Consider the following 20,472-nt stretch of genomic DNA (forward strand, 5'->3'; position numbering starts at 1 on the left):
ACAGCAGTCGCTATTCATTCGCCACCTTGGCTTTCACTTGATCGAGGACACATGCAAGTTTCCAACCCCCTGTCTGAAACCGACCTGGCCGATGCCTGGGCCCAGTTGCACGACCAGGCCCACAACGGCAACGCATTGCAAACCAACTCCCATCGCCTGGCCTTTGCCGACCCGGAATTCATGTTCCGTCGCGAAACCCGCGGCATCCGCATGCAGCTCGAGCTGCTCAAGCCCGACCTGACCCAGCAAGAGCACGGCATCGAGAACACGATCGTGGTCTACGGCAGCGCACGCTTTGTCGATCCGGAGCAGGCGGCCGCCCAGCTAGAGGAAGCCCAGGCCAGCGGCGATGCGCAGTGCATCGCCCAGGCACAGCAGGCAGTGCGCAACGCCCAGCGCTACGACCAGGCCCGCCAGTTCGCGCGCATCGTCGCCACCGACAGCCTCAAGCAGTCACCGCAAGAGCGCCTCTACATCTGCACCGGCGGCGGCCCAGGCATCATGGAAGCCGCCAACCGCGGCGCCCATGATGTGGGCGTACCCAACATCGGCATGAACATCGCCCTGCCCCATGAGCAGAACGGCAACCGTTTCATCACGCCCGAGCTGAGCTTCAAATTCCACTACTTTGCCTTGCGCAAAATGCATTTCATGATGCGCGCCAAGGCCCTGGTGGCCTTCCCCGGCGGCTTCGGCACCTTGGATGAACTGTTCGAAGTGCTGACCCTGGTGCAAACGCACAAGACGCAGTCCGTGCCGGTGATTCTGTTCGGCTCCGAGTTCTGGAAAAAACTGATCAACTTCGACCTGCTGATTGAAGAGGGCACGATTTCGGCCAAGAATCTGGAACTGTTCCACTACACCGACGACCCGGCCGAAGCCTGGGCACTGATCAAGAAGTACAACGAGACCGGCGCTTACATGTAAGCACCCCCTGAGCGGCTTCGCCGGATGGCCGGCCCCCGCTTCCCCCTCTCAACCTTCGGTGGAGGGGGGCGCCCGGCCAGGGACGGCACCCTCGCTGCGCGGCGGCGCTTGCTCGGTGCCCCTGAGCTAGGACGCGCCAGTTGCATGGGCTTGGGGCGACGGCGAGCGCTGTGGATTACTAAGGCGGCAACTGCGCCGCCTGCGCCTTGTCTCCGGCCTGGCCCAGACGCCAGGCCGCGCGCACTCCCGCGCTCACGCCCACGCCCACGGTCCAGAACAGCGCCGAAATCCCTATCACGCCCCCGGCCGCGCCAAACAGCATGGGCATGACCACGCTGGACGCATTGATCGCCATCAGCCGCAGGCCCAGCGCCTCGCCCTGGCGGTGCTGGGGCGTGATCTGGTGCAGCATGCTCATCACCATGGGCTGTACCGAGCCCAGCGAAAAGCCCAGCAGCACCGAGCACAGGCCCATGGTCAGCACGCTGTTCGTGAACGGGTAGACGATGAAAATACAGGCGGTGACCGCCATCGCACAGGCGATGACCGCGCCTTCGCGCAGCCGGTCCGCGACCAGCGGCATCAGCAGGCGGATGGCCGCCGCCGCGATGGCAAACAGGCCCAGCAGCGTACCGATGACCGAAGCACTCATGCCGCGCTCGTGGCCCAGCAGCGGCAGCACAAAGGTATGCACATCCCAGCTCGCCGACTGCAGCCAGTTGACGATCAGCACCATGCGAAACGCCGGGTCGTTGAGCAGGTCCCAGGCGCGTTGCGTGCCCGTGCCTGCCGGGCGCGGGGCCAGCGGCGTTTCCGGGGTATTGCGCACCCACAGCCAGGCGCAGATGGGGCTCAGTGCCAGCAGGCCGAACGCCACGCGGTAGCCTGACGTATCACTGCCGCCAAAAGTCGCGTGGTCAATCAGCAGACCGGTGGCGAAAGGCCCGATGAAATTGGCAATCGCCGGCCCGATGGCCAGCCAGCTGAACACCTTCTTGAGCTGCGCCGGCTCGTGCGCCACGCGGCCCACATGGCGCTGCACCGCAATCACCACAATGCCGGCCGCTCCGCCCGTGCACAGCGCCGTGAAACACAGCACGGCAAACGTGGGGAAAAACATGGCCGCGGCGCAGCCTATGCTCGCCAGCAGCATGCCACCGAAAAAGGGTTTGCGAAAGCCATGGCGGTCGGCATAGCGCCCCGCCGGCAGGGCCAGAAACACCTGGGTCAGCGCAAACAATGCCAGCAACACGCCCACCGCCGGTGCACTGTAACCCTGCTTGAGCGCCAGCAGCGGCGCGGCCAGCCGCACCCCGGCCATGGTGGTATGCACGGCCACCTGCGAGGCGATCACCTTGAACAATGCGGCGTTCATTGCGCACCGCCTTGCACCGACTCGTCGGCGTCGAGATCGTCCGTGTCGACATCCACGACCTGCAGCCCCGGCACCGTGACCGCCGCGGGCACAGGCGCGGGCAAGTCCTGCACCTCGCGCAGCTTGCGCTGTATGGCCCGGGTGCGCACACCCACTTCATCGAACTTGCGCGCGGCGGCATCGATGGATTTCTTCGTCGCCGCGACCACTTCGCCAAACTTGGCAAACTCGGTCTTGACGGCGCCCAGCAAGCCCCAGACTTCCGACGAGCGCTGCTCGATGGCCAGTGTCTTGAAGCCCATTTGCAGGCTGTTGAGCATGGCCGCGAGGTTGGCCGGGCCGGTGATCATCACCCGGCAGTCGTTCTGTATGGCTTCCACCAGACCGGGCCGGCGCATGACTTCGGCAAACAGGCCTTCGGTCGGCAGGTACAGGATGGCGAAGTCGGTGGTGTGCGGCGGCGACACGTACTTGGCGTAGATCTTCTTGGCCTCGAACTTGATCGACGTCTCGAACGCCGTTCCCGCGCTCTGGATCTGCAGCTTGTCCGCCGCATCCTGGGCATCCATCAGCCGCTGGTAGTGCTCCACCGGGTACTTGGAATCGATGGGCAGCCAGACGGGCTGGTCATCGGCACGGCCGGGCAGACGGATGGCAAATTCCACCAGCTCGTCGCTGCCTGGCACGGTCTTGACGTTGCGCGCGAACTGCTCGGGCGTGAGCACGTTGTCGATGATCGCGCCCAGCTGCATTTCGCCCCAGGTGCCGCGCGACTTCACATTGGTCATCACGCGCTTGAGATCGCCCACGCTGCCGGCCAGCGTCTGCATTTCGCCCAGGCCCTTGTGCACCTGCTCCAGCCGGTCGCTGACCAGCTTGAAGGATTCCCCCAGGCGCTGCTCCAGCGTGGCGTGGAGTTTTTCGTCCACCGTGCGGCGCATTTCCTCGAGCTTGCTCGAGTTGTCGGCCTGGATGGCCGCCAGTCGCTCGTTGAGCGCGCTGCGCAGCTGCTCGGCGCTCTGCTGGCTGCCCTGCACCAGGCCCGCGAGCTGCTGGCTCACGGCGTCCTGCAGCACCCCGAACTGGTGGCGGATCTGGTGGCCGTTGCCTTCGAGCTGGTCCTTGAGCGCTGTCGACATGGCCGTCAACTGGCTTTGCACATCGCCCTTGAGCGAATCCAGCGTACCGCGCGTGGCTTCGGCCAGGGCTTCGAAACGCTGCTGGATGCGCTGCTCGAACAAGGCCGTGCTGTCGGCCATGGCCTGGCGCGAGCGCGCGCTCTCGCCGGTCAGCGCGGCCGTGGTCGCCGTGAGTTCGCTGCGAAACCCCGCCAGGGCCTCGCCCAGCGTGGCTTGCAGTCCCACCACCCGCTGAACCAGGGCCTGGTCCGCCGCCTGCAGCCGCTGGGCCAGGCGCGCTTCGAAGCCGTTGAAGGCCTCGACCAGTTCGCTGCGGCCGGCACGCGACTCGGCCGTGGTCTGGGCCAGGCCCTCATCGATCACCTGGCGCAAGGCCTGCGCGCCCATCTGCTGGGTCTGCGTCAAGCCACGCAGCTGCTGGCCCATGCCTTCGAGGGCGCCTTCGTTCTTGGCAATGGCCAGTTGGGTGGCCTGCATGCTGCGCTCCAGCGATTGCAGCTGCTGGGCGCTCTCCCCCCCAGCGCGGCGCAGCAAGGCCAGGATTTGCAAAACCACCACCAACGCGAGCGCCGCAAGCACGACCAGGGATTCAAAGGACAAAGTGATACTTCAAAAAAATAGGAAAAAGGACGAAACGTCGCGCCTAGGCCGCCGCTGGCCGTCAGAGCGCTGCGCGCACGCGTGCCGCCGCGGCATCCGGCGTGTTCACCGGAGTGAGCGCGCCCTCGCCTGCAAAAAAGGCCTGCAGATTATCCGCCGCCAACTGCGCCATCGCGCGGCGCGTGGGCCCGGTAGCGCTGGCGATATGCGGGGTCAGCACCACATTGGGAACTTCCAGCAGATCGGGGTGCAGGCTGGGCTCGCCTTCGAACACGTCCAGGCCGGCGGCCGCAATCGTGCGCGCACGCAGCGCGCGGGCCAGGGCTGCGTCATCGACGATGCCGCCGCGCGCGATATTGATCAGCGTGGCCGTGGGTTTCATCAGCGCCAGCTCGGCCGCGCCCACCGCGTGGTGGCTTTGTGCCGTATACGGCAGCACCAGCACCAGGTGGTCGGCGCTGCGCAGCAGCTCCTGCTTGTCCACGTAACGCGCCTTGCACTCGGCTTCCAGTTCGGGCGTGAGCTGCGATCGGTTGTGATAGATCACCTTCATGCCAAAGCCATGGGCGCCGCGCCGCGCAATCGCCTGGCCTATGCGGCCCATGCCCAGAATGCCCAGCGTAGTGCCGTGCACTTCGGCACCGGCAAACAGGTCGTGGCTCCAGGACTGCCATTTGCCGGCGCGCAGATAGTGCTCGCTCTCGCAGATGCGCCGCGCCGTGGCCATCAGCAGCGCAAAACCGAAGTCGGCCGTGGTCTCGGTCAGCACATCCGGCGCGTTCGTGCCTTGTACGCCCGCGGCCACCATGGCCGGCACATCGAAGTTGTTGAAGCCCACCGACAGATTGGCCACGATCTTCAGTTGCGGGCAGGCGGCCAGCAAGTCCGCATCGATGCGCTGCGTGCCGGTATCGAGCAGCCCGTCCTGGCCCTGCAGCCGGGCAATCAGCTCCGCCCGCGTCCACTGGACGTCCTGGGGGTTGGATTGCACTTCGAAATGCTGCGCCAAATGCGCCACCACTTCGGGCGCAATCGCGCGCGACAGCAGAATTTTGGGTCGACTCACGGCAGTCTCTCTTTCAGGTCAAACAAACCAGATCCAGGTCATGAGGGCAAACAGCGGCAGCAAGATCCCGACCGACCACAGCATGTAGCCAAAGAAGCTGGGCATCTTCACGCCACGGTCTTCGGCAATCGCCTTGACCATCAGGTTGGGCGCGTTGCCTATATAGGTATTGGCGCCCATGAACACCGCGCCCGCGGAAACGGCGGCCAGTGTCGGCGCCAGCGCCGTCATGAGCTGCTGCGCGTCGCCACCGGCGGTGTTGAAGAACACCAGATAGGTCGGCGCATTGTCGAGAAACGACGACAAGGTGCCCGCGGCCCAGAAGTACATGGCCGGATCGGGCGAGCCGTCGGCGCGCGTGACCGCACGCACGATGGCACCGAACGGCCCGTCCACGCCGGCCTTGAGCATGGCAATGACCGGGATGATGGTCAGGAAAATGCCGGCAAACAGCTTGGCCACTTCGGCCATCGGCGCCCAGCCGAACTGGTTGCGCGCGTGCACATCCAAAGGCGTGATGCGCAGCGACACCCAGGCCACGGCCAGCAGCCCCAGATCGCGCACCAGACCGGGCAGGCCCACGGTCGTGCCGGCGATGTCGAACGCGACGGACGACTTCCAGATGCCGCTGGTCAACACCAGCGCCACGATCACGCCCAGCAGCGCGAAATTGGCCTTGCCGTCAAAACCGAAGCGCTCCGCGCTGTCGCTGGCCGTAGCCGGCGCCGACCATTCACCGGGCTGGCGCATGAACCAGCTGTCCAGCGCGAAAAACAGCGCCAGCAAGGTGCCCACCAGGAACAGCGTCTGGGGGAAGATGTGCTTCAGGGTCCAGAAGAAATCCACGCCTTTGAGGAAACCCAGGAACAGCGGCGGATCGCCCAAAGGCGTGAGCGCCCCGCCGGCGTTGGAGACGATGAAAATGAAAAAAACCACGATGTGGGCCGTGTGCTTGCGCCCCGCGTTGGCGCGGATCAACGGACGGATCAGCAGCATGGAAGCGCCTGTCGTGCCCATGAAGCTCGCCAGCACGGCGCCCGTGGCCAGGATGGCAACGTTGAGCGCTGGCGTGCCGCGCAGGCTGCCGCGGATGTAAATGCCGCCCGCCACCGTGAACAGCGCCAGCAGCAGGATCACAAACGGCAGGTATTCGCCCAGCAGTGCGTGCACCAGGCTCGCGCCCGTCGCGCCCAGGCCGAACATCGCGGCAAACGGCAGCAAAAACGCCAGGGCCCAGCCCGCCGTCACCTTGCCGAAATGGTGGTGCCAGAAAATCGGCGCCAGCAGCGGCACCAGCGCAATCGACAGCAGCAGGCCCGCGAACGGCACGCCCCACCAGCCCGACAGCGCGCCGCCGTTGATGTCGGCCGCCAAGGCCCAGCCCGGCGCCCCCAAGAAGGCGGCCACGGCCGCACCACGCGAAAATTTCATGAAAAAGGATTCCTTCTGCGCCTGCCGGCTCAGGCCGTCGGGGCAATGTCAAACACCTGGCGCAGATAGGCCAGGTACTTCTCGTCGTCGCACATGCTCTTGCCCGGCGAATCCGACAGCTTGGCCACGGGCTGGCCGTTGCAGCGCGTCATCTTGATCACGACCTGCAGCGGCTCGTAGCCCAGGTCGTTGGTCAGATTGGTGCCTATGCCGAAAGCCAGCAGGCAGCGGCCGTGGAAGCGCCGGTACAGCGCAATGGTGCGCGGCACCGTCAGTCCATCGCTGAAGATCAGTGTCTTGGTCAGCGGATCCACGCGATTGATGCGGTAGTGCTCGAGCAGGCGCTCGCCCCAGCTGAACGGGTCGCCGCTGTCATGGCGCGCGCCGTCGAACAGCTTGCAGAAATACAGGTCGAAGTCGCGCAGAAAGGCCGTCATGCCGTAGACATCCGACAGCGCAATGCCCAGGTCGCCGCGGTACTCGCGCGCCCAGGACTCGAAGCCGAACACCTGGCTGTCGCGCAGCCGCGGCCCCAGCGCCTGGCAGGCCTGCAGGTACTCGTGCGCCAAGGTGCCCAGCGGCGTCACGCCCAGCTTCATCGCATACAAGACATTGCTGGTGCCCGCGAACTGGCCTGCGAGGCGACCCGATCCCGCGCGCCCCTCGCCCGTGCCCAGGCGTGCGCACAGCACGCGCAGCACTTCCTCGTGCCAGGCCCGGGAAAAGCGCCGGCGTGTGCCGTAGTCGGCAATCTTCAGCGACTCCAGGCCTTCGCCCTGCAGTAGGTCGATCTTTTCCTCCAGGCGCCGGCGCCCTTCGGGGAAGTCCGGCACTTGCTGGGTATTGCGAAAATACACCTCGTTGACGATGGCCAGCACCGGGATCTCGAACAGGATGGTGTGCAGCCAGGGACCGCGAATCGTGATGTCGATCTCGCCGCTGGGCAAGGCCGTCACTTCAATGTATTTCTCATTGAGGCGAAACAGCCCCAGGAAATCGACGAAATCGCTTTTGATGAAACGCAAGCTGCTCAGATAGGCCAGCTCCGCATCCCTGAACTGCAGACTGCACAGGCAGCGGATTTCCTCGCGGATCTCCTCGACATAGGGCGCCAGTTCCACGCCGGGGTTGCGGCACTTGAAACGGTATTCGACCTGAGCGCTCGGAAACTGGTGCAGCACCACCTGCATCATGGTGAACTTGTACAGGTCGGTGTCGAGCAAACTGGTAATGATCATGGGCGAGACGAGGGACAGGGTCCTCGCTGGCAATGGCAGGCAACCCACAGTGTAGGCGATCCCATCGTGCCTTCAGGCCTGCCAGAGCCGCCCGTCCACGGCGAGAACGGGCGCTTGCACCACCCTGAGTTCACCCGGCCAGCAACTGCAGCACTTCGCGCAAGCGCGCCGGCAAGGCACAGGGCCGGCGCGTGACTCTGTCCACATAGACGTGGATGAAGTGCCCAGCCGCTGCCGTCATTGCTTCACCCTGCGCGAACAGCCCCACCTCGTAGCGCACGCTGCTGCTGCCCACGCGCGCCACGCGGATGCCGGCTTCGACGGTCTGCGGAAACGCCAGGGGCGCAAAGTAATTGCACTGGGTCTCGATCACCAGGCCTATGGTCGTGCCATGCTCGATGTCGAGCGCGCCCTGCTCTATCAAATGGGCGTTCACCGCGGTGTCAAACCAGCTGTAGTAAACGACATTGTTGACGTGACCGTAAACGTCGTTGTCCCCCCAGCGCGTGGAAATGCTGCGAAAAGCCCGATAGGCCGAGCGCGGCTGCGGCGCGGCACGGGCCACGGATGGCACGGCGGCCGGGGAGGAAGTGGGGGTGGAGACAGCGTCGGACATGGCCACGATTGTGCCAACCCGCCCCAGCGCTGTCGCTCCCTGCCAACCCGCATTCCTGGCCGCTTTCATGTCACGGGGATGTCAGACACGCCTTTTCAGCAAATTTGTTGCAGCGCAACAAAAAGCTTGCATCTGCGCCAAGACCGCCTAGAATCGCACTCATGCTGCACTGCAACATGACCTCGGGTCACTCAGCGCAGATATCTCGCAAGCCCGGTATGAATACCGTCACCCAAGGAGAATTTACATGACGCTGACCCCTGAAACCATCCTCAACGCCCACAAGTCCAACCTGGAGACTTTGTTCGGCCTGACCCAAAAAGCTTTTGACGGCGTGGAAAAGCTGGTCGAACTGAACGTGTCGGCCTCGCGTGCCGCACTGTCGGACGCCGCCAGCCACAGCCAGCAGCTGCTGGGCGTCAAGGATGCGCAGCAATTGCTGGCCCTGCAAGCCCAGTGGTTTCAGCCCCTGGCAGAAAAAACCGCTGCTTACAGCCGCAGCCTGTTCGACATCGCCAACGGCACGGGCGCTGAGCTCACCCAGGCTGTCGAAGCCCGCGCAGCCGAAGTGCAAAAGGACATCGGCGACCTGATCGACAGCACGACCAAGAATGCTCCCGCCGGCACCGAAGCCGCTGTGAGCGTCATGAAGAATGCTGTTTCGGCCGCCAACAACGCCGTGGAATCGGTGCAAAAGGCTGTCAAGCAAGCTTCGGACATGGCCCAGGCCAATCTGCAAGCTGCCACCAAGAACGTGAGCGAGGCTGTCAAGGCCAGCACGCAAAGTAACTAATTGACACAAGGTTTTTAGCGATATTCCCTGCACAAATTCAGGGAATACCCGCATAATAGACCCATCGTTTTGGCGAAAGTCAAAACCACCAGTTGTCTCCTTGGATCCTCTCGAAACCCTGTTTCTTGGATCCTTTCTAGCCCGGTCCTTGACCGGGCTTTTTTTTGCCCGCACGCCGGCAGTGACCAAATTCTCTTGAAATTATTGAGAACAATTCGCGTTTAACGTATCATCTACGGACTCCACACAACCACTGCTTTGCCATGCCGAAGATTCTCAATACCTTGATCGCTGCCTGCACACTGGCTGCTGCAGGCGCAGCCTTTGCCGACGATGGCGTCGTCAACCTTTACTCCGCCCGGCACTACGCCACGGACGAAGCGCTCTACGACAACTTCACCAAGGCCACTGGCATCAAGGTCAACCGCGTGGACGCGGATGACGCCGGCATCCTGGCACGCCTCAAGGCCGAAGGCACTTCGTCGCCCGCCGACGTGATCCTGCTGGTGGATGCCGCGCGCCTGTACCGCGGCGAAGTCGACGGCCTGTTCCTGCCGATCCACTCCAAGCCCCTGGAAGACGCGATTCCCAGCAACCTGCGCAGCCAACCCGCTGCCGACGGCGGCATTTCGTGGTTCGGTCTGTCCACCCGGGCCCGCGTGATCGTCTACAACAAGATCAAGGTCAACCCCAAGGATGTGCAGACCTACGAGTCGCTCGCCGATCCCAAATTCAAGGGCAAGCTGTGCATCCGCTCGGGTTCGCACCCCTACAACCTGAGCCTGTTCGGTGCCATCACCGAGCACATGGGCGAGCAACAGGCTGAAACCTGGCTCAAGGGCGTGGTCGCCAACCTCGCGCGTCCCCCCAAGGGTGGCGACACCGACCAGATCAAGGCCGTGGCCTCGGGTGAGTGCGATATCGCCGTCACCAACAGCTACTACCTGGCCCGCATGATCCGTTCGAGCAAGCCCGACGAAGTGGCTGTGGCCAACAAGGTCGGCGTGGTGTTCCCCAACCAGCAATCCTGGGGCACGCACATGAACATTGCCGGCGGCGCCGTCGCCCGCCACACCAAGAACCAGGCCAATGCGGTCAAGTTCCTGGAATACCTGGCCAGCCCTGCTGCGCAGAACTACTTTGCCAACGGCAACAACGAGTGGCCTGCCGCCAAGGGCATCCAGCTGGACAACCCTGCCCTCAAGGCAATGACCAATGGCAAGCCCTTCAAGAGCGAAACCATCCCGATCAGCGCTGTGGGCAAGAACATGACCAAGGTGCAGCAGATGCTGGACCGCGTCGGTTTCAACTGATAAGCCAGCGCACAGCGCAACAGCCCGGCCCCATGGCCGGGCTTTTTTTTGCCTTCTTGCCGCACATTGCCGCCTTTGCGCAGGACAGCAGCGCCTGTTTGTCGCCATAATTGACGTTTACGTTCACGTCAATCAAAGGGACAAACCATGGACATCGCAGGCAAGGTATTCATTGTGACGGGTGGCGCATCAGGCTTGGGCGAAGGCACGGCACGCATGCTGGCAGTCCAGGGCGGCACGGTGGTGATTGCCGACATGCAGGACGAAAAGGGCCGCGCCGTCGCCCAGGACATAGGCGGCAGCTTTGTACACTGCGACGTCAGCAACGAAGCCGACGCCCGGGCCGTGGTCGAGCAGGCCACCCAGCTGGGCAAGCTGATGGGTCTGGTCAATTGCGCCGGCATCGCGCCGGCCGAGAAAACCGTGGGCAAGAGCGGCGCGCATTCGCTGGGCGTTTTCAGCAAGACCATCACCGTCAACCTGATCGGCAGCTTCAACATGATTCGCCTGGCCGCCGAGGCCATGAGCAAGAACGAACCCGAATCCACGGGCGAGCGCGGTGTGATGATTTCCACGGCCAGCGTCGCGGCCTATGACGGCCAGATCGGCCAGGCGGCCTATGCGGCGTCCAAGGGCGGCATCGTCGGCATGACCTTGCCCATTGCCCGCGATCTGGCGCGCAACGGCATCCGCAACATGACCATCGCTCCCGGCATCTTCGGCACGCCCATGCTGTTCGGCATGCCCCAGGAAGTGCAGGACGCGCTGGCTGCCGGCGTGCCCTTCCCCAGCCGCCTGGGCACGCCCGAGGATTACGCCAAGCTGGCGCGCCATATCTTCGAAAACGACATGCTCAACGGCGAAGTCATACGCCTCGACGGCGCTATCCGCCTGGCACCACGCTGATGCGCGCCTGCGCGCCAGGGCCCGCGCAGGGCTGCTGGCGCAGGCGTGACACCGATCCCGCGCTAGGGCATTGCCGGCGGCACAGCGGGAAAGAGAAATAGCGGCCCAATGCGGTACTTTGCGCCTTCGCCAAACTCGGGGCGCAAAAGAAAATCCGCATGGCCCGGGTATTTCGAATATGCCCGGGCGAGCACTCCGCCTTATTTCCGCGGCAAATACCATTCAGCATTTTTTACGCACAACGAAAAACGGCACTGCGCAAAGCACAGTGCCGTTTTCGTAAAAGCCGAATCAACACAGACGTTGACCAACAATCATGGCGGAGTGGACGGGACTCGAACCCGCGACCCCCGGCGTGACAGGCCGGTATTCTAACCAACTGAACTACCACTCCTGGTAGATAGCTTTGCGCCTGTATTTGATACAGGCCAAGCGCTATAACTTGGCGACCCTACGGGGATTCGAACCCCGGTACTCACCGTGAAAGGGTGATGTCCTAGGCCTCTAGACGATAGGGTCAAAACCTTGGAACTTCCGTTCTCATTTCTCTGGGGAAGCCATCGAAGCGATGACCTCTTGCCTGCCATGCAAGCGCTCTCCCAACCGAGCTGTATACCTAACGAAAAAAGGCACTGCGCAGAACACAGTGCCTTTTTCGCAATCAGCGAAATCAACGCAAGCGTCAACCCTCAAACTATGGCGGAGTGGACGGGACTCGAACCCGCGACCCCCGGCGTGACAGGCCGGTATTCTAACCAACTGAACTACCACTCCTGGTAGATAGCTTTGCGCCTGTACTTGATACAGGCCAAGCGCTATAACTTGGCGACCCTACGGGGATTCGAACCCCGGTACTCACCGTGAAAGGGTGATGTCCTAGGCCTCTAGACGATAGGGTCGTAGCCTTGGAACTTCCGTTCTCAATTTTTGGTGGAGGTAAACGGGATCGAACCGATGACCTCTTGCATGCCATGCAAGCGCTCTCCCAGCTGAGCTATACCCCCAATGGATCCGTGCTGTAAGGCATGAACCCTTTAACTGTGGCGGAGTGGACGGGACTCGAACCCGCGACCCCCGGCGTGACAGGCCGGTATTCTAACCAACTGAACTACCACTCCTGGCAGAAAGCTTTGTGATTGAGCAAATAAATTTGCAAAACCCAAGTGCTTCAAACTTGGCGACCCTACGGGGATTCGAACCCCGGTACTCACCGTGAAAGGGTGATGTCCTAGGCCTCTAGACGATAGGGTCAAAACCTTGGAACTAGTCCGTCTTCAACTTTTTTTGGTGGAGGTAAACGGGATCGAACCGATGACCTCTTGCATGCCATGCAAGCGCTCTCCCAGCTGAGCTATACCCCCTCTTGACAACACAATCAATTTCTTGCTGTGTGTCGTTGAAGACTCGAATTATAGACAGGTTTTTAGACCTTTTGCAATCTCGCAGCAATTTTTTCACGACCGAGCAATTCAAGCACTGCATCGACCGATGGCGTGTGGGCTGAGCCCACCGTCAGCACGCGCACGGGCATGGCCAATTGCGGCATCTTCAAGCCCTGTGCCTTGAGCACTTCCTTGAAGGCTGCGGAGATCGCTTCACGAGTCCATTCGCATTCCGCCAGCGCCGCGGCCAGCGCGGCAATCGCCGGCTGCACGGCTTCGGTCACATGCTTGGCATGCTCTTCGGCATTGGGCGTGACGTCGCGGTAGAACACCTGGGCCCAGTCGGCCAGCGCCACCAGGGTTTCGCAGCGGTCCTTGAACAGGCCGCAAATGCGCACCAGCTGGTCGCCGGCATCGAGCTCGGCCGCAGCGATGCCGCGCTTTTCCAGGAAAGGCTTGACCAGCACGGCCAGGGCCTGGTCGTCCATGGCCTTCAAATGCTGGGCATTCACCCAGCGCAGCTTGGCTTCGTCGAACTGGCCGGCGCTGCGTCCCAGGTGGTCCAGATTGAACCACTCCAGGAATTGGGCGCGGCTGAAGATTTCATCATCGCCATGGCTCCAGCCCAGGCGGGCCAGGTAGTTGACCATGGCGTCGGCCAGATAGCCTTCGTCACGGTACTGCGTCACGGCCTTGGCGCCATTGCGCTTGCTCATCTTCTCGCCCTGCTCGTTGAGCACCGTGGGCAGGTGGGCAAACACCGGCTCCGGAGCGCCCAGCGCTTCGAAGATGTGGATCTGGCGCGGCGTGTTGTTGATATGGTCGTCACCGCGGATCACGTGGGTGATCTGCATGTCCATGTCGTCGACGCAAACGCAGAAGTTGTAGGTGGGCGTGCCGTCGGGGCGCGCGATCACCAGGTCATCGAGTTCGCTGTTCTGGAATTCGATGCGGCCCTTGCACTTGTCTTCCCAGGCCACCACCCCGCCCTGCGGCGTCTTGAAGCGCAGCACGGGCTGAACGCCTTCGGGCACGGGCGGCAGCACCTTGCCCGGCTCGGGGCGCCAGGTGCCGTCATAGCGCGGCTTTTCCTTGTTGGCCATCTGCTGCTCGCGCAGCGCGTCCAGTGCTTCCATGCTCATGTAGCAAGGGTAGACCAGGCCTTTTTCCTGCAGCTGGGCCAGCACTTCCTTATAGCGGTCCATGCGCTGCATCTGATAGAACGGGCCTTCGTCAGGCGTCAGCTGCAGCCACTCCATGCTTTCCAGAATCACGTCGACCGACGCCTGGTTGGAGCGTTCCACGTCCGTGTCTTCGATGCGCAGGATGAAATCGCCGCCATGGGCACGTGCGAAAGCCCAGGGGTACAGGGCCGAGCGGATATTGCCCAGGTGGATGAAACCGGTGGGCGAAGGGGCGAAACGGGTGCGTACTTTGTTGCTCATGACAGGGTATCCAGTCCACGGCAGAGATCTGCCTTGATGTCTTCAATATGTTCCAGGCCGACCGACAGGCGGATCAGGCCCTGGCTGATGCCAGCGGCCAGGCGCTGATCTTCGGCCAGGCGGCCATGCGAAGTGCTGGCCGGGTGGGTAATGGTGGTCTTCACGTCGCCGAGGTTGGCCGTGATGCTGCACACGCGGGTGCTGTCGATCACATGGAACGCATTGGCGCGCAAGGCTTCGGGGTCCGAGCCGACCACGTCAAAGGCCAACACACCTCCGCCCATGCCCGACTGCTGGCGCATGGCCAGCGCGTACTGGGGATGGTCTGGCAGGCCGGCGTAATAGACACGCGCCACCTTGGGGTGGGTCCGCAGCCACTGGGCCAGTTCCAGCGCGGCCGCGCTCATGGCCTTGACGCGCAGCGACAGGGTTTCCATGCCCTTGAGCACCACCCAGGCGTTGAACGGCGCCAGGTTCAGCCCGCCGCCGCGCATGAAGGCGCCCATCTTGTCTTCCACCAGCGCCTTGGAGCCGCAGACCGCGCCGGCCATGACCCGGCCCTGGCCGTCGAGCAGCTTGGTGCCCGAATGCACGACCAGGTCGGCGCCGAACTTCACGGGCTGCTGCAGCACGGGCGAAGCAAAGCTGTTGTCCACGGCCAGCAGCGCGCCATGGGCGTGGGCGATCTCGGCCAGGGCCGCGATGTCGCACAGGTCGCCCAGCGGATTGGTCGGGGTTTCGGCAAACAGCAAACGGGTTTCGGGGCGGATCGCAGCCTGCCAGGCAGCCACATCGGTCTGCGACACGAAGCTGGTGGTCACGCCAAAACGCGCCATTTCGGTGCCGATGAGCTTGATGGTCGAGCCGAACATGGACTGCGAGCAGATCACATGGTCACCCGCCTTGAGCATGGTCAACGCCAGCAGCAGGATGGCCGACATGCCGGTCGAGGTCGCCACTGCCGATTCCGTGCCTTCCATGGAGGCCAGACGCCGCTCGAAGCTGGTCACGGTGGGGTTGGACGTGCGGCTGTAGGTGTAACCCGGCTCTTCATTGGCGAAGCGCCGCGCGGCGGTGGCGGCGTCGGGTTGCACAAAGCTGCTGGTGAGGTACAGCGCTTCGCTGTGCTCGCCCCATTGGCTGCGTTCCACAGCTTCACGCACCGCGAGGGTGTCAGGGTGCAGGCCGTCGGGAAGGGATCGTTCGGTCACGGTTGAATTCCTGGTTGTCCAGTGGAGGCGCAGTGGCACTGGGCCGGCCGTCAGCACAAAGAAAAATGAGCCAAACCCGCTGGGCTCGCCAGGCTTCGAGGCATCTACCTCGAAACTCTGGCGCTCCCGCGTTTTCAGCTCTTTTTCATTGGCTTACAGGCGATCTGCGCGCACCGCTGCTTGCAATCGTTGTGGTGCTCAGGCGTCCTGGGCGTTGGGCAGCGACAGGCGCGAAGTGTCTACATCGCCTTCTTCGGCAACACCGGTACGGCCTGCATTGAGGGCGGCAATATCGCCTTCGGAAATGTCGCCAGTCACGTACACGCCGTCAAAGCACGAAGCTTCAAAGCCGTTCACGGCGGGGTTCAGCGAACCAATCGCCTTCTTCATGCCGTCCACGTCCTGGTAAATCAGCGCGTCGCAGCCGATCACCTGGCGAATTTCTTCCACCGTGCGATCGTGGGCGACCAGCTCGCTCTTGGTGGGCATGTCGATGCCGTAGACGTTGGGGAAGCGCACTGGCGGCGCGGCGCTGGCCAGATAGACCTTGCTGGCGCCGGCATCGCGGGCCATCTGCACGATTTCCTTGGACGTCGTACCGCGCACGATGGAGTCATCCACCAGCAGCACGTTGCGGCCCTTGAACTCGCTGCCGATGGCGTTGAGCTTCTGGCGCACCGACTTCTTGCGCGCGCCCTGGCCGGGCATGATGAAGGTGCGACCCACATAGCGGTTCTTGACGAAGCCTTCGCGGTACGGCAGGCCCAGCAACTGGGCAAGCTGCATGGCGCTCGGACGGCTCGATTCCGGAATCGGCATGATCACGTCGATCTGGCTCGGCGGCACGGTGGAGATCACGCGCTTGGCCAGCGATTCACCCAGGTTCAGACGCGCCTGGTAGACGGAAATACCGTCCATCACCGAGTCCGGACGGGCCAGGTAGACGTATTCGAAAATGCAGGGGTGCAGCTCGCTCTTGTCGGAGCACTGCTCGAACTGCACCGTGCCGTCGGTGGAGATGAACACGGCTTCGCCGGGAGCGATGTCGCGGTCCAGCGTGTGCAGCGTGCCTTCCAGGGCCACGGACTCGCTGCCCAGCATGATGGTGCCGTCAGCGCCGCGGCCCATGCACAGCGGGCGAATGCCGTAGGGGTCACGGAACGCCAGCAGGCCGTAGCCGGCGATCAGTGCGATCACCGCATACGAACCCTTGACGCGGCTGTGCACTGCGCGCACCGCCTTGAACACGTCCACGCTCTTGAGCGGCGCGCCGCTCGTGGCACGGGCCAGCTCATGGGCCAGCACGTTCAGCAGCACTTCCGAGTCGCTGTCCGTGTTGGTATGGCGATGGTCCGTGTCGGCGAGTTCCGCGCGCAGCGCCTTGGCATTGGTCAGGTTGCCGTTGTGCACCATGACAATGCCGAACGGCGCGTTGACGTAGAAAGGCTGGGCCTCTTCTTCGCTGGCCGCATTGCCGGCTGTTGGGTAACGCACCTGTCCCAGGCCAATATTGCCAGGCAGTGCCCGCATATTGCGCGTGCGGAACACGTCGCGCACCATGCCCTTGGCCTTGTGCATGAAGAACTTGCGTTCCTGCTGGGTCACGATGCCCGCTGCATCCTGACCGCGGTGCTGCAGCAGCAGCAGCGCGTCATAGATCAGCTGATTCACGGGTGCAGTGCTGACTACACCGACGATTCCACACATAGTTGCGTTCCATCCATCCGCGGGAAAAGTCCCGCCATTCTTGCAAGGCCGCCCTTCTGGAGCCACCCTGCCCTTATCTTGAAGGCAAATACCTTCCCAATTCCTGCGGCAGCGCCGGCATCCACTCCTGCAGCAAGCCGCTCAGCACTGGCGCAATCAGCGATTGCTGCCAGCCATCCGCTTGCTGCAAAGGCGTGTAGCCGACCACCAGGGTCACTACCAGCACCAGCAGACAACCACGCAGCAGGCCGAACACCGCTCCCAGCGTGCGGTCCACAGGCCGCAAGCCGACGCCGTCGATCAAGCGCTTGGCGAGCCAGGACAGCAGCCCCCAGGCAAATGCCGCCCCGATGAACACCACGACAAAGCCCGCGGCATAGCGCACAGACCCATCGATATCGCCCAAAGGCAGCCACAAGGCCATATTCTCAGCCCAGTAGCGCGCGGCGACAAAAGCCACCAACCACCCTACCAGCGACAGCAGTTCATATACCAGTCCGCGCCAGGCGCCGAGCAGAAACGAACCCAGCACCACCGCCAGAAAAAACCAGTCCACAGCGGTCATTCAAGCACCCGCCGTTTGCGACCCCAATGCCACCACTGGCATCAGGGCTTGATCACCGAGGCCGGCAAACCCAGGCCCTTGATCCGCCCCGCTGCCTTGTCGGCTTCGGCGCGGCTGTTGTACGGGCCCACGCGCACCCGAGTGCGCTGGCCATCCTTGGTCGTGACCACCTGGGTATAGGCCTTGAGGCCCGCGCCCTCGAGCTTGGCGCGGATTTCTCGCGCCTTGTCGGCATCGCTGAAAGCGCCAACCTGGACCACCATGCGTTCAGCCGTGGTTTCAGCCGCCGCTGGACGGCCTTCGAGCAGGGCGCGCGCGCGCGCCGCGTCATCGACCTTGGCCGGCTTGGGCTCGGGTTTGGCTTCGTGTTTTTCTGGTTTCGGCTCGGGCTTGGGCTCGGGCTTCGGTTCAGGCTTGGGCTTGGGTGCTTCCACCTTGGGCTTGGGCGCTTCGACCTTGGGCTTGGGCGGCTCCACTTTGACCGGATCGGGCCGCGCCGCCACTTGCGGCAGCGGCGGCACCATGGCCGGCGGCGTGAGCACGGGGCCAGGCGTCGCGGCGACTGCAGGACGCTGCTGGGGCTCGAACACCTCTTCGCCCTTGTCCAGCGAGGACTCGGGCGTCAAGGGAGCGGACTCCCGCGCCGCCGCGGCACCGGCGCCAGGCACTACCAGCGGTGCCACATGGCCGCGGTCGGGAATTTCAATCGGGACATCGACGGGAATGGGCCGGGGCTGGGTGTCGAACAGCAGCGGAAAACCCACCACGCCGACCAGCACCAGCACGGCAGCGCCGATCAACCGGTGGCGTGCGCGGCTGCGCATCACATCCACGCTCTCGACCTGCGCCGAGCGGGAACGTGGGGCGGACTTGTCAGCAGCCTTGCCAGGCCAAGAAAACTTGAAAAATGCCATGAAGTGCGGACTCGTGCGGGGCTTATTCGCCCAAATGTTTGGCTTGCAGGCGCGGTGTGCCATGGAGCAGCACACCACCTACCGTATAAAACGAACCAAAGACCACGATTCTATCAGCGGGGTCCGCTGCCGCCACGGCGGCCTGCAAGGCCAACTCGGGAGTCGCATGCAGGCTGGTGGCCGCTTCGCGCCGTCCACCCGCCACCATTTGCACGGCATTCCATTTCTGCTGCAGGCTAACGGCCGTATCGGCACGCGGCGTGGGCAGGTCACAGAAGTACCAGCGATCGATTAGCGGGCCGACCTTGGCGAACATCGGTGCGAGGTCCTTGTCGGACATGGCGCCAAAAACCGCATGGGTCGTGGGGAAAAAGCCCATGGCGTCGAGGTTGGCGGTCAAGGCCGCCACCGAATGCGGGTTGTGCGCCACATCGAGCACCAGCGTCGGCTGGCCGGGCACGATCTGGAAACGCCCGGGCAGCTCGACCATGGCCATGCCCGTGCGCACGGCCTGGGCCGTGACCGGCAAGCGCTCGCGCAAGGCTTCGAATGCGGCCAGCGCGCCCGAGGCATTGACCAGCTGGTTCGCGCCACGCAGCGCGGGATAGGCCAGGCCCGAATAGCGGCGCCCACGGCCGGCCCAGCCCCATTGCTGCTTGTCGCCGGAGAAATTGAAGTCCTCGCCGAACTTCCACAGCTGCGCGCCGATCTCGTTGGCATGGTCGATCACGCTTTGCGGCGCGACCGGATCGCTGACGATCACCGGACGGCCGGGACGCATGATGCCGGCCTTTTCGCGGCCAATGGTTTCGCGGTCCTTGCCCAGCAGCTCGGCATGGTCGATGTCGATGCTGGTGATGATGGCGCAGTCGGTGTCGATCACGTTCGTCGCATCCAGGCGCCCGCCCAGGCCGACTTCCAAAATGGCCACGTCCAGGCCCGAGCGGCTGAGCAAATGCATGATGCCCAGCGTGGTGAATTCGAAATAGGTCAGCTGCACTTCCTTGCCGCCCTGAACGCGCGCAGCCTCGACCGCTTCAAAGCTGCCCATCAACTGCTCGGCGCTGGCGATTTCACCGCCAATGCGGCAACGCTCCTCAAAATGCACCAGGTGCGGCGAGGTATAGACCCCGGGCTTGTAGCCGGACTGCAAGGCCACGGCTTCCAGCATGGCGCAGGTCGAGCCCTTGCCATTGGTGCCGGCCACGGTGATCACCGGGCAGTCAAAACGCAGTTCCAGGCGCTGGGCCACTTCGCGCACGCGATCCAGGCCCATGGCGATGTTTTGGGGGTGCAAGCGCTCACAATACGAGAGCCATGCTTCCAGAGTGGGGAATGTGGTGTGCATACTGCGCGCATTGTCGCCCAGCGGCGGCAAATTCATAGGCTTCACTGCGAGTATCCCCCATGATTGTTTTTGGCATTCCCAACTGCGACACCGTCAAGAAAGCCCGCCTGTGGCTCACCGCCCACGGCCAGGACTACCAGTTCCATGATTTCAAGAAGCAGGGCGTTCCGCCCGAGCACCTGGCTCGCTGGGTAGAGGCCCTGGGCTGGGAAAAAATCGTCAACCGCCAGGGTACGACCTGGCGCAAGCTCGATGCGGCCACCCAGGCAGGCGTCACCGACGCTGCCAGCGCCAGCGCACTGGTCACGGCCCAGCCCAGCCTCATCAAGCGCCCCGTGGTCGAATGGTCCGACGGCAGCATCAGTGTCGGCTTCAAAGCCGAGGACTGGGCGGCGCGCAGCTAAAAGTGCCGGCCAGGCGTTGCGTGGATGGCGTAGGAATACATTTTTTTACATCCGTTTACCCACCTGGCTCACACGGTTCACCGACCACCCCT

18 protein-coding genes and 8 tRNA genes are annotated in these 20,472 nt (G+C 63.4%); 5 read left to right on the forward strand and 21 right to left on the reverse strand.

Annotation, left to right across the window (positions count from 1 at the left end; genetic code table 11):
* Positions 1–51 precede the first annotated feature (51 nt).
* Positions 52–927, forward strand: a complete 876-nt coding sequence (locus tag N0K08_RS17695) for an LOG family protein (protein ID WP_261501725.1) — start codon at positions 52–54, stop codon at positions 925–927.
* A 178-nt stretch (positions 928–1,105) separates the two neighbouring features.
* Here the strand turns inward: N0K08_RS17695 and N0K08_RS17700 are convergent, their stop codons facing one another.
* The 6 genes from N0K08_RS17700 to N0K08_RS17725 all read right to left on the reverse strand — a co-directional run bounded on the left by N0K08_RS17700 (position 1,106) and on the right by N0K08_RS17725 (position 8,392).
* The gene (locus N0K08_RS17700; RefSeq protein ID WP_261501726.1) at positions 1,106–2,302 is read right to left on the reverse strand and encodes an MFS transporter; all 1,197 of its coding nucleotides are present in this window, start codon (positions 2,300–2,302) and stop codon (positions 1,106–1,108) included.
* Positions 2,299–4,041: a DNA recombination protein RmuC gene (rmuC, locus tag N0K08_RS17705; RefSeq protein ID WP_261501727.1), complete on the reverse strand. Its 1,743-nt coding sequence runs from the start codon at positions 4,039–4,041 to the stop codon at positions 2,299–2,301. Before rmuC ends, N0K08_RS17700 begins: the two co-directional genes overlap by 4 nt.
* Before the next feature lie 61 nt (positions 4,042–4,102).
* Positions 4,103–5,107: a 2-hydroxyacid dehydrogenase gene (locus tag N0K08_RS17710; protein ID WP_261501728.1), complete on the reverse strand. Its 1,005-nt coding sequence runs from the start codon at positions 5,105–5,107 to the stop codon at positions 4,103–4,105.
* Between the two features lie 18 nt (positions 5,108–5,125).
* Positions 5,126–6,538 carry a sodium:proton antiporter gene (locus N0K08_RS17715; protein WP_261501729.1) on the reverse strand — a complete coding sequence of 471 codons (1,413 nt, stop codon included), beginning with the start codon at positions 6,536–6,538 and terminating at the stop codon, positions 5,126–5,128.
* 29 nt (positions 6,539–6,567) lie between these two features.
* Positions 6,568–7,776 carry a nicotinate phosphoribosyltransferase gene (gene pncB, locus N0K08_RS17720; RefSeq protein WP_261501730.1) on the reverse strand — a complete coding sequence of 403 codons (1,209 nt, stop codon included), beginning with the start codon at positions 7,774–7,776 and terminating at the stop codon, positions 6,568–6,570.
* Between the two features lie 130 nt (positions 7,777–7,906).
* A complete protein-coding gene (locus N0K08_RS17725; RefSeq protein WP_261501731.1) occupies positions 7,907–8,392 on the reverse strand; it encodes an acyl-CoA thioesterase in 486 nt (161 codons plus the stop codon).
* A gap of 247 nt (positions 8,393–8,639) precedes the next feature.
* Between N0K08_RS17725 and N0K08_RS17730 the strand changes: the two genes are divergently transcribed.
* Complete coding sequence (locus tag N0K08_RS17730; protein ID WP_261501732.1) at positions 8,640–9,185, forward strand: phasin family protein; 546 nt, start codon at positions 8,640–8,642, stop codon at positions 9,183–9,185.
* A 263-nt stretch (positions 9,186–9,448) separates the two neighbouring features.
* A complete protein-coding gene (locus tag N0K08_RS17735) occupies positions 9,449–10,498 on the forward strand; it encodes an extracellular solute-binding protein (protein ID WP_261501733.1) in 1,050 nt (349 codons plus the stop codon).
* Here N0K08_RS17735 and N0K08_RS17740 read toward each other — a convergent pair.
* Positions 10,491–10,625 (reverse strand): hypothetical protein, encoded by a 135-nt coding sequence (locus N0K08_RS17740; protein WP_261501734.1) that lies wholly within the window; start codon positions 10,623–10,625, stop codon positions 10,491–10,493. The genes N0K08_RS17735 and N0K08_RS17740 overlap by 8 nt on opposite strands.
* Positions 10,626–10,645: 20 nt before the next feature.
* Between N0K08_RS17740 and N0K08_RS17745 the strand changes: the two genes are divergently transcribed.
* The gene (locus N0K08_RS17745) at positions 10,646–11,404 is read left to right on the forward strand and encodes a 3-hydroxyacyl-CoA dehydrogenase (protein WP_261501735.1); all 759 of its coding nucleotides are present in this window, start codon (positions 10,646–10,648) and stop codon (positions 11,402–11,404) included.
* Positions 11,405–11,721: 317 nt separating this feature from the next.
* Here N0K08_RS17745 and N0K08_RS17750 read toward each other — a convergent pair.
* From N0K08_RS17750 to folC, 14 genes are all read right to left on the reverse strand, one after another.
* A tRNA-Asp gene (locus N0K08_RS17750) sits at positions 11,722–11,798 on the reverse strand.
* Positions 11,799–11,847: 49 nt separating this feature from the next.
* Positions 11,848–11,923: transfer RNA gene (locus N0K08_RS17755), tRNA-Glu, on the reverse strand.
* A gap of 178 nt (positions 11,924–12,101) precedes the next feature.
* A tRNA-Asp gene (locus tag N0K08_RS17760) sits at positions 12,102–12,178 on the reverse strand.
* Positions 12,179–12,227: 49 nt separating this feature from the next.
* A tRNA-Glu gene (locus tag N0K08_RS17765) sits at positions 12,228–12,303 on the reverse strand.
* A gap of 29 nt (positions 12,304–12,332) precedes the next feature.
* A tRNA-Ala gene (locus N0K08_RS17770) sits at positions 12,333–12,408 on the reverse strand.
* A 37-nt stretch (positions 12,409–12,445) separates the two neighbouring features.
* Positions 12,446–12,522 (reverse strand) — tRNA-Asp (locus tag N0K08_RS17775).
* A 57-nt stretch (positions 12,523–12,579) separates the two neighbouring features.
* Positions 12,580–12,655, reverse strand: a tRNA-Glu gene (locus N0K08_RS17780).
* A gap of 34 nt (positions 12,656–12,689) precedes the next feature.
* Positions 12,690–12,765: transfer RNA gene (locus tag N0K08_RS17785), tRNA-Ala, on the reverse strand.
* 62 nt (positions 12,766–12,827) lie between these two features.
* Complete coding sequence (gene gltX, locus N0K08_RS17790; RefSeq protein WP_261501736.1) at positions 12,828–14,231, reverse strand: glutamate--tRNA ligase; 1,404 nt, start codon at positions 14,229–14,231, stop codon at positions 12,828–12,830.
* Positions 14,228–15,442, reverse strand: coding sequence for an O-succinylhomoserine sulfhydrylase (locus N0K08_RS17795; RefSeq protein WP_261501737.1), 1,215 nt, complete (start codon positions 15,440–15,442; stop codon positions 14,228–14,230). Before N0K08_RS17795 ends, gltX begins: the two co-directional genes overlap by 4 nt.
* A gap of 198 nt (positions 15,443–15,640) precedes the next feature.
* A complete protein-coding gene (gene purF / locus N0K08_RS17800; RefSeq protein ID WP_261501738.1) occupies positions 15,641–17,149 on the reverse strand; it encodes an amidophosphoribosyltransferase in 1,509 nt (502 codons plus the stop codon).
* Positions 17,150–17,222: 73 nt separating this feature from the next.
* Positions 17,223–17,714 carry a CvpA family protein gene (locus tag N0K08_RS17805; protein WP_261501739.1) on the reverse strand — a complete coding sequence of 164 codons (492 nt, stop codon included), beginning with the start codon at positions 17,712–17,714 and terminating at the stop codon, positions 17,223–17,225.
* Positions 17,715–17,755: 41 nt separating this feature from the next.
* The gene (locus tag N0K08_RS17810) at positions 17,756–18,628 is read right to left on the reverse strand and encodes an SPOR domain-containing protein (RefSeq protein WP_261501740.1); all 873 of its coding nucleotides are present in this window, start codon (positions 18,626–18,628) and stop codon (positions 17,756–17,758) included.
* A 22-nt stretch (positions 18,629–18,650) separates the two neighbouring features.
* Positions 18,651–19,976, reverse strand: coding sequence for a bifunctional tetrahydrofolate synthase/dihydrofolate synthase (gene folC / locus N0K08_RS17815; RefSeq protein WP_261501741.1), 1,326 nt, complete (start codon positions 19,974–19,976; stop codon positions 18,651–18,653).
* Positions 19,977–20,035: 59 nt separating this feature from the next.
* Here folC and N0K08_RS17820 point away from each other — a divergent pair, with 59 nt between their 5' ends.
* Positions 20,036–20,380 carry an ArsC family reductase gene (locus N0K08_RS17820; RefSeq protein ID WP_261501742.1) on the forward strand — a complete coding sequence of 115 codons (345 nt, stop codon included), beginning with the start codon at positions 20,036–20,038 and terminating at the stop codon, positions 20,378–20,380.
* The last annotated feature ends 92 nt before the right edge of the window (positions 20,381–20,472 follow it).

The sequence above is a fragment of the Acidovorax bellezanensis genome (assembly GCF_025421555.1).
In the GTDB taxonomy this organism is placed as follows: domain Bacteria; phylum Pseudomonadota; class Gammaproteobacteria; order Burkholderiales; family Burkholderiaceae_C; genus Comamonas; species Comamonas bellezanensis.

Coding starts and splice junctions, on each gene's coding strand:
- N0K08_RS17700 (WP_261501726.1), bottom strand. CDS start 2,302: ATGAACGCCGCATTGTTCAAGGTGATCGCCTCGCAGGTGGCCGTGCAT.
- N0K08_RS17745 (WP_261501735.1), top strand. CDS start 10,646: ATGGACATCGCAGGCAAGGTATTCATTGTGACGGGTGGCGCATCAGGC.
- pncB (WP_261501730.1), bottom strand. CDS start 7,776: ATGATCATTACCAGTTTGCTCGACACCGACCTGTACAAGTTCACCATG.
- folC (WP_261501741.1), bottom strand. CDS start 19,976: ATGCACACCACATTCCCCACTCTGGAAGCATGGCTCTCGTATTGTGAG.
- N0K08_RS17730 (WP_261501732.1), top strand. CDS start 8,640: ATGACGCTGACCCCTGAAACCATCCTCAACGCCCACAAGTCCAACCTG.
- N0K08_RS17715 (WP_261501729.1), bottom strand. CDS start 6,538: ATGAAATTTTCGCGTGGTGCGGCCGTGGCCGCCTTCTTGGGGGCGCCG.
- gltX (WP_261501736.1), bottom strand. CDS start 14,231: ATGAGCAACAAAGTACGCACCCGTTTCGCCCCTTCGCCCACCGGTTTC.
- N0K08_RS17805 (WP_261501739.1), bottom strand. CDS start 17,714: ATGACCGCTGTGGACTGGTTTTTTCTGGCGGTGGTGCTGGGTTCGTTT.
- N0K08_RS17725 (WP_261501731.1), bottom strand. CDS start 8,392: ATGTCCGACGCTGTCTCCACCCCCACTTCCTCCCCGGCCGCCGTGCCA.
- N0K08_RS17695 (WP_261501725.1), top strand. CDS start 52: ATGCAAGTTTCCAACCCCCTGTCTGAAACCGACCTGGCCGATGCCTGG.
- N0K08_RS17735 (WP_261501733.1), top strand. CDS start 9,449: ATGCCGAAGATTCTCAATACCTTGATCGCTGCCTGCACACTGGCTGCT.
- N0K08_RS17820 (WP_261501742.1), top strand. CDS start 20,036: ATGATTGTTTTTGGCATTCCCAACTGCGACACCGTCAAGAAAGCCCGC.
- N0K08_RS17810 (WP_261501740.1), bottom strand. CDS start 18,628: ATGGCATTTTTCAAGTTTTCTTGGCCTGGCAAGGCTGCTGACAAGTCC.
- purF (WP_261501738.1), bottom strand. CDS start 17,149: ATGTGTGGAATCGTCGGTGTAGTCAGCACTGCACCCGTGAATCAGCTG.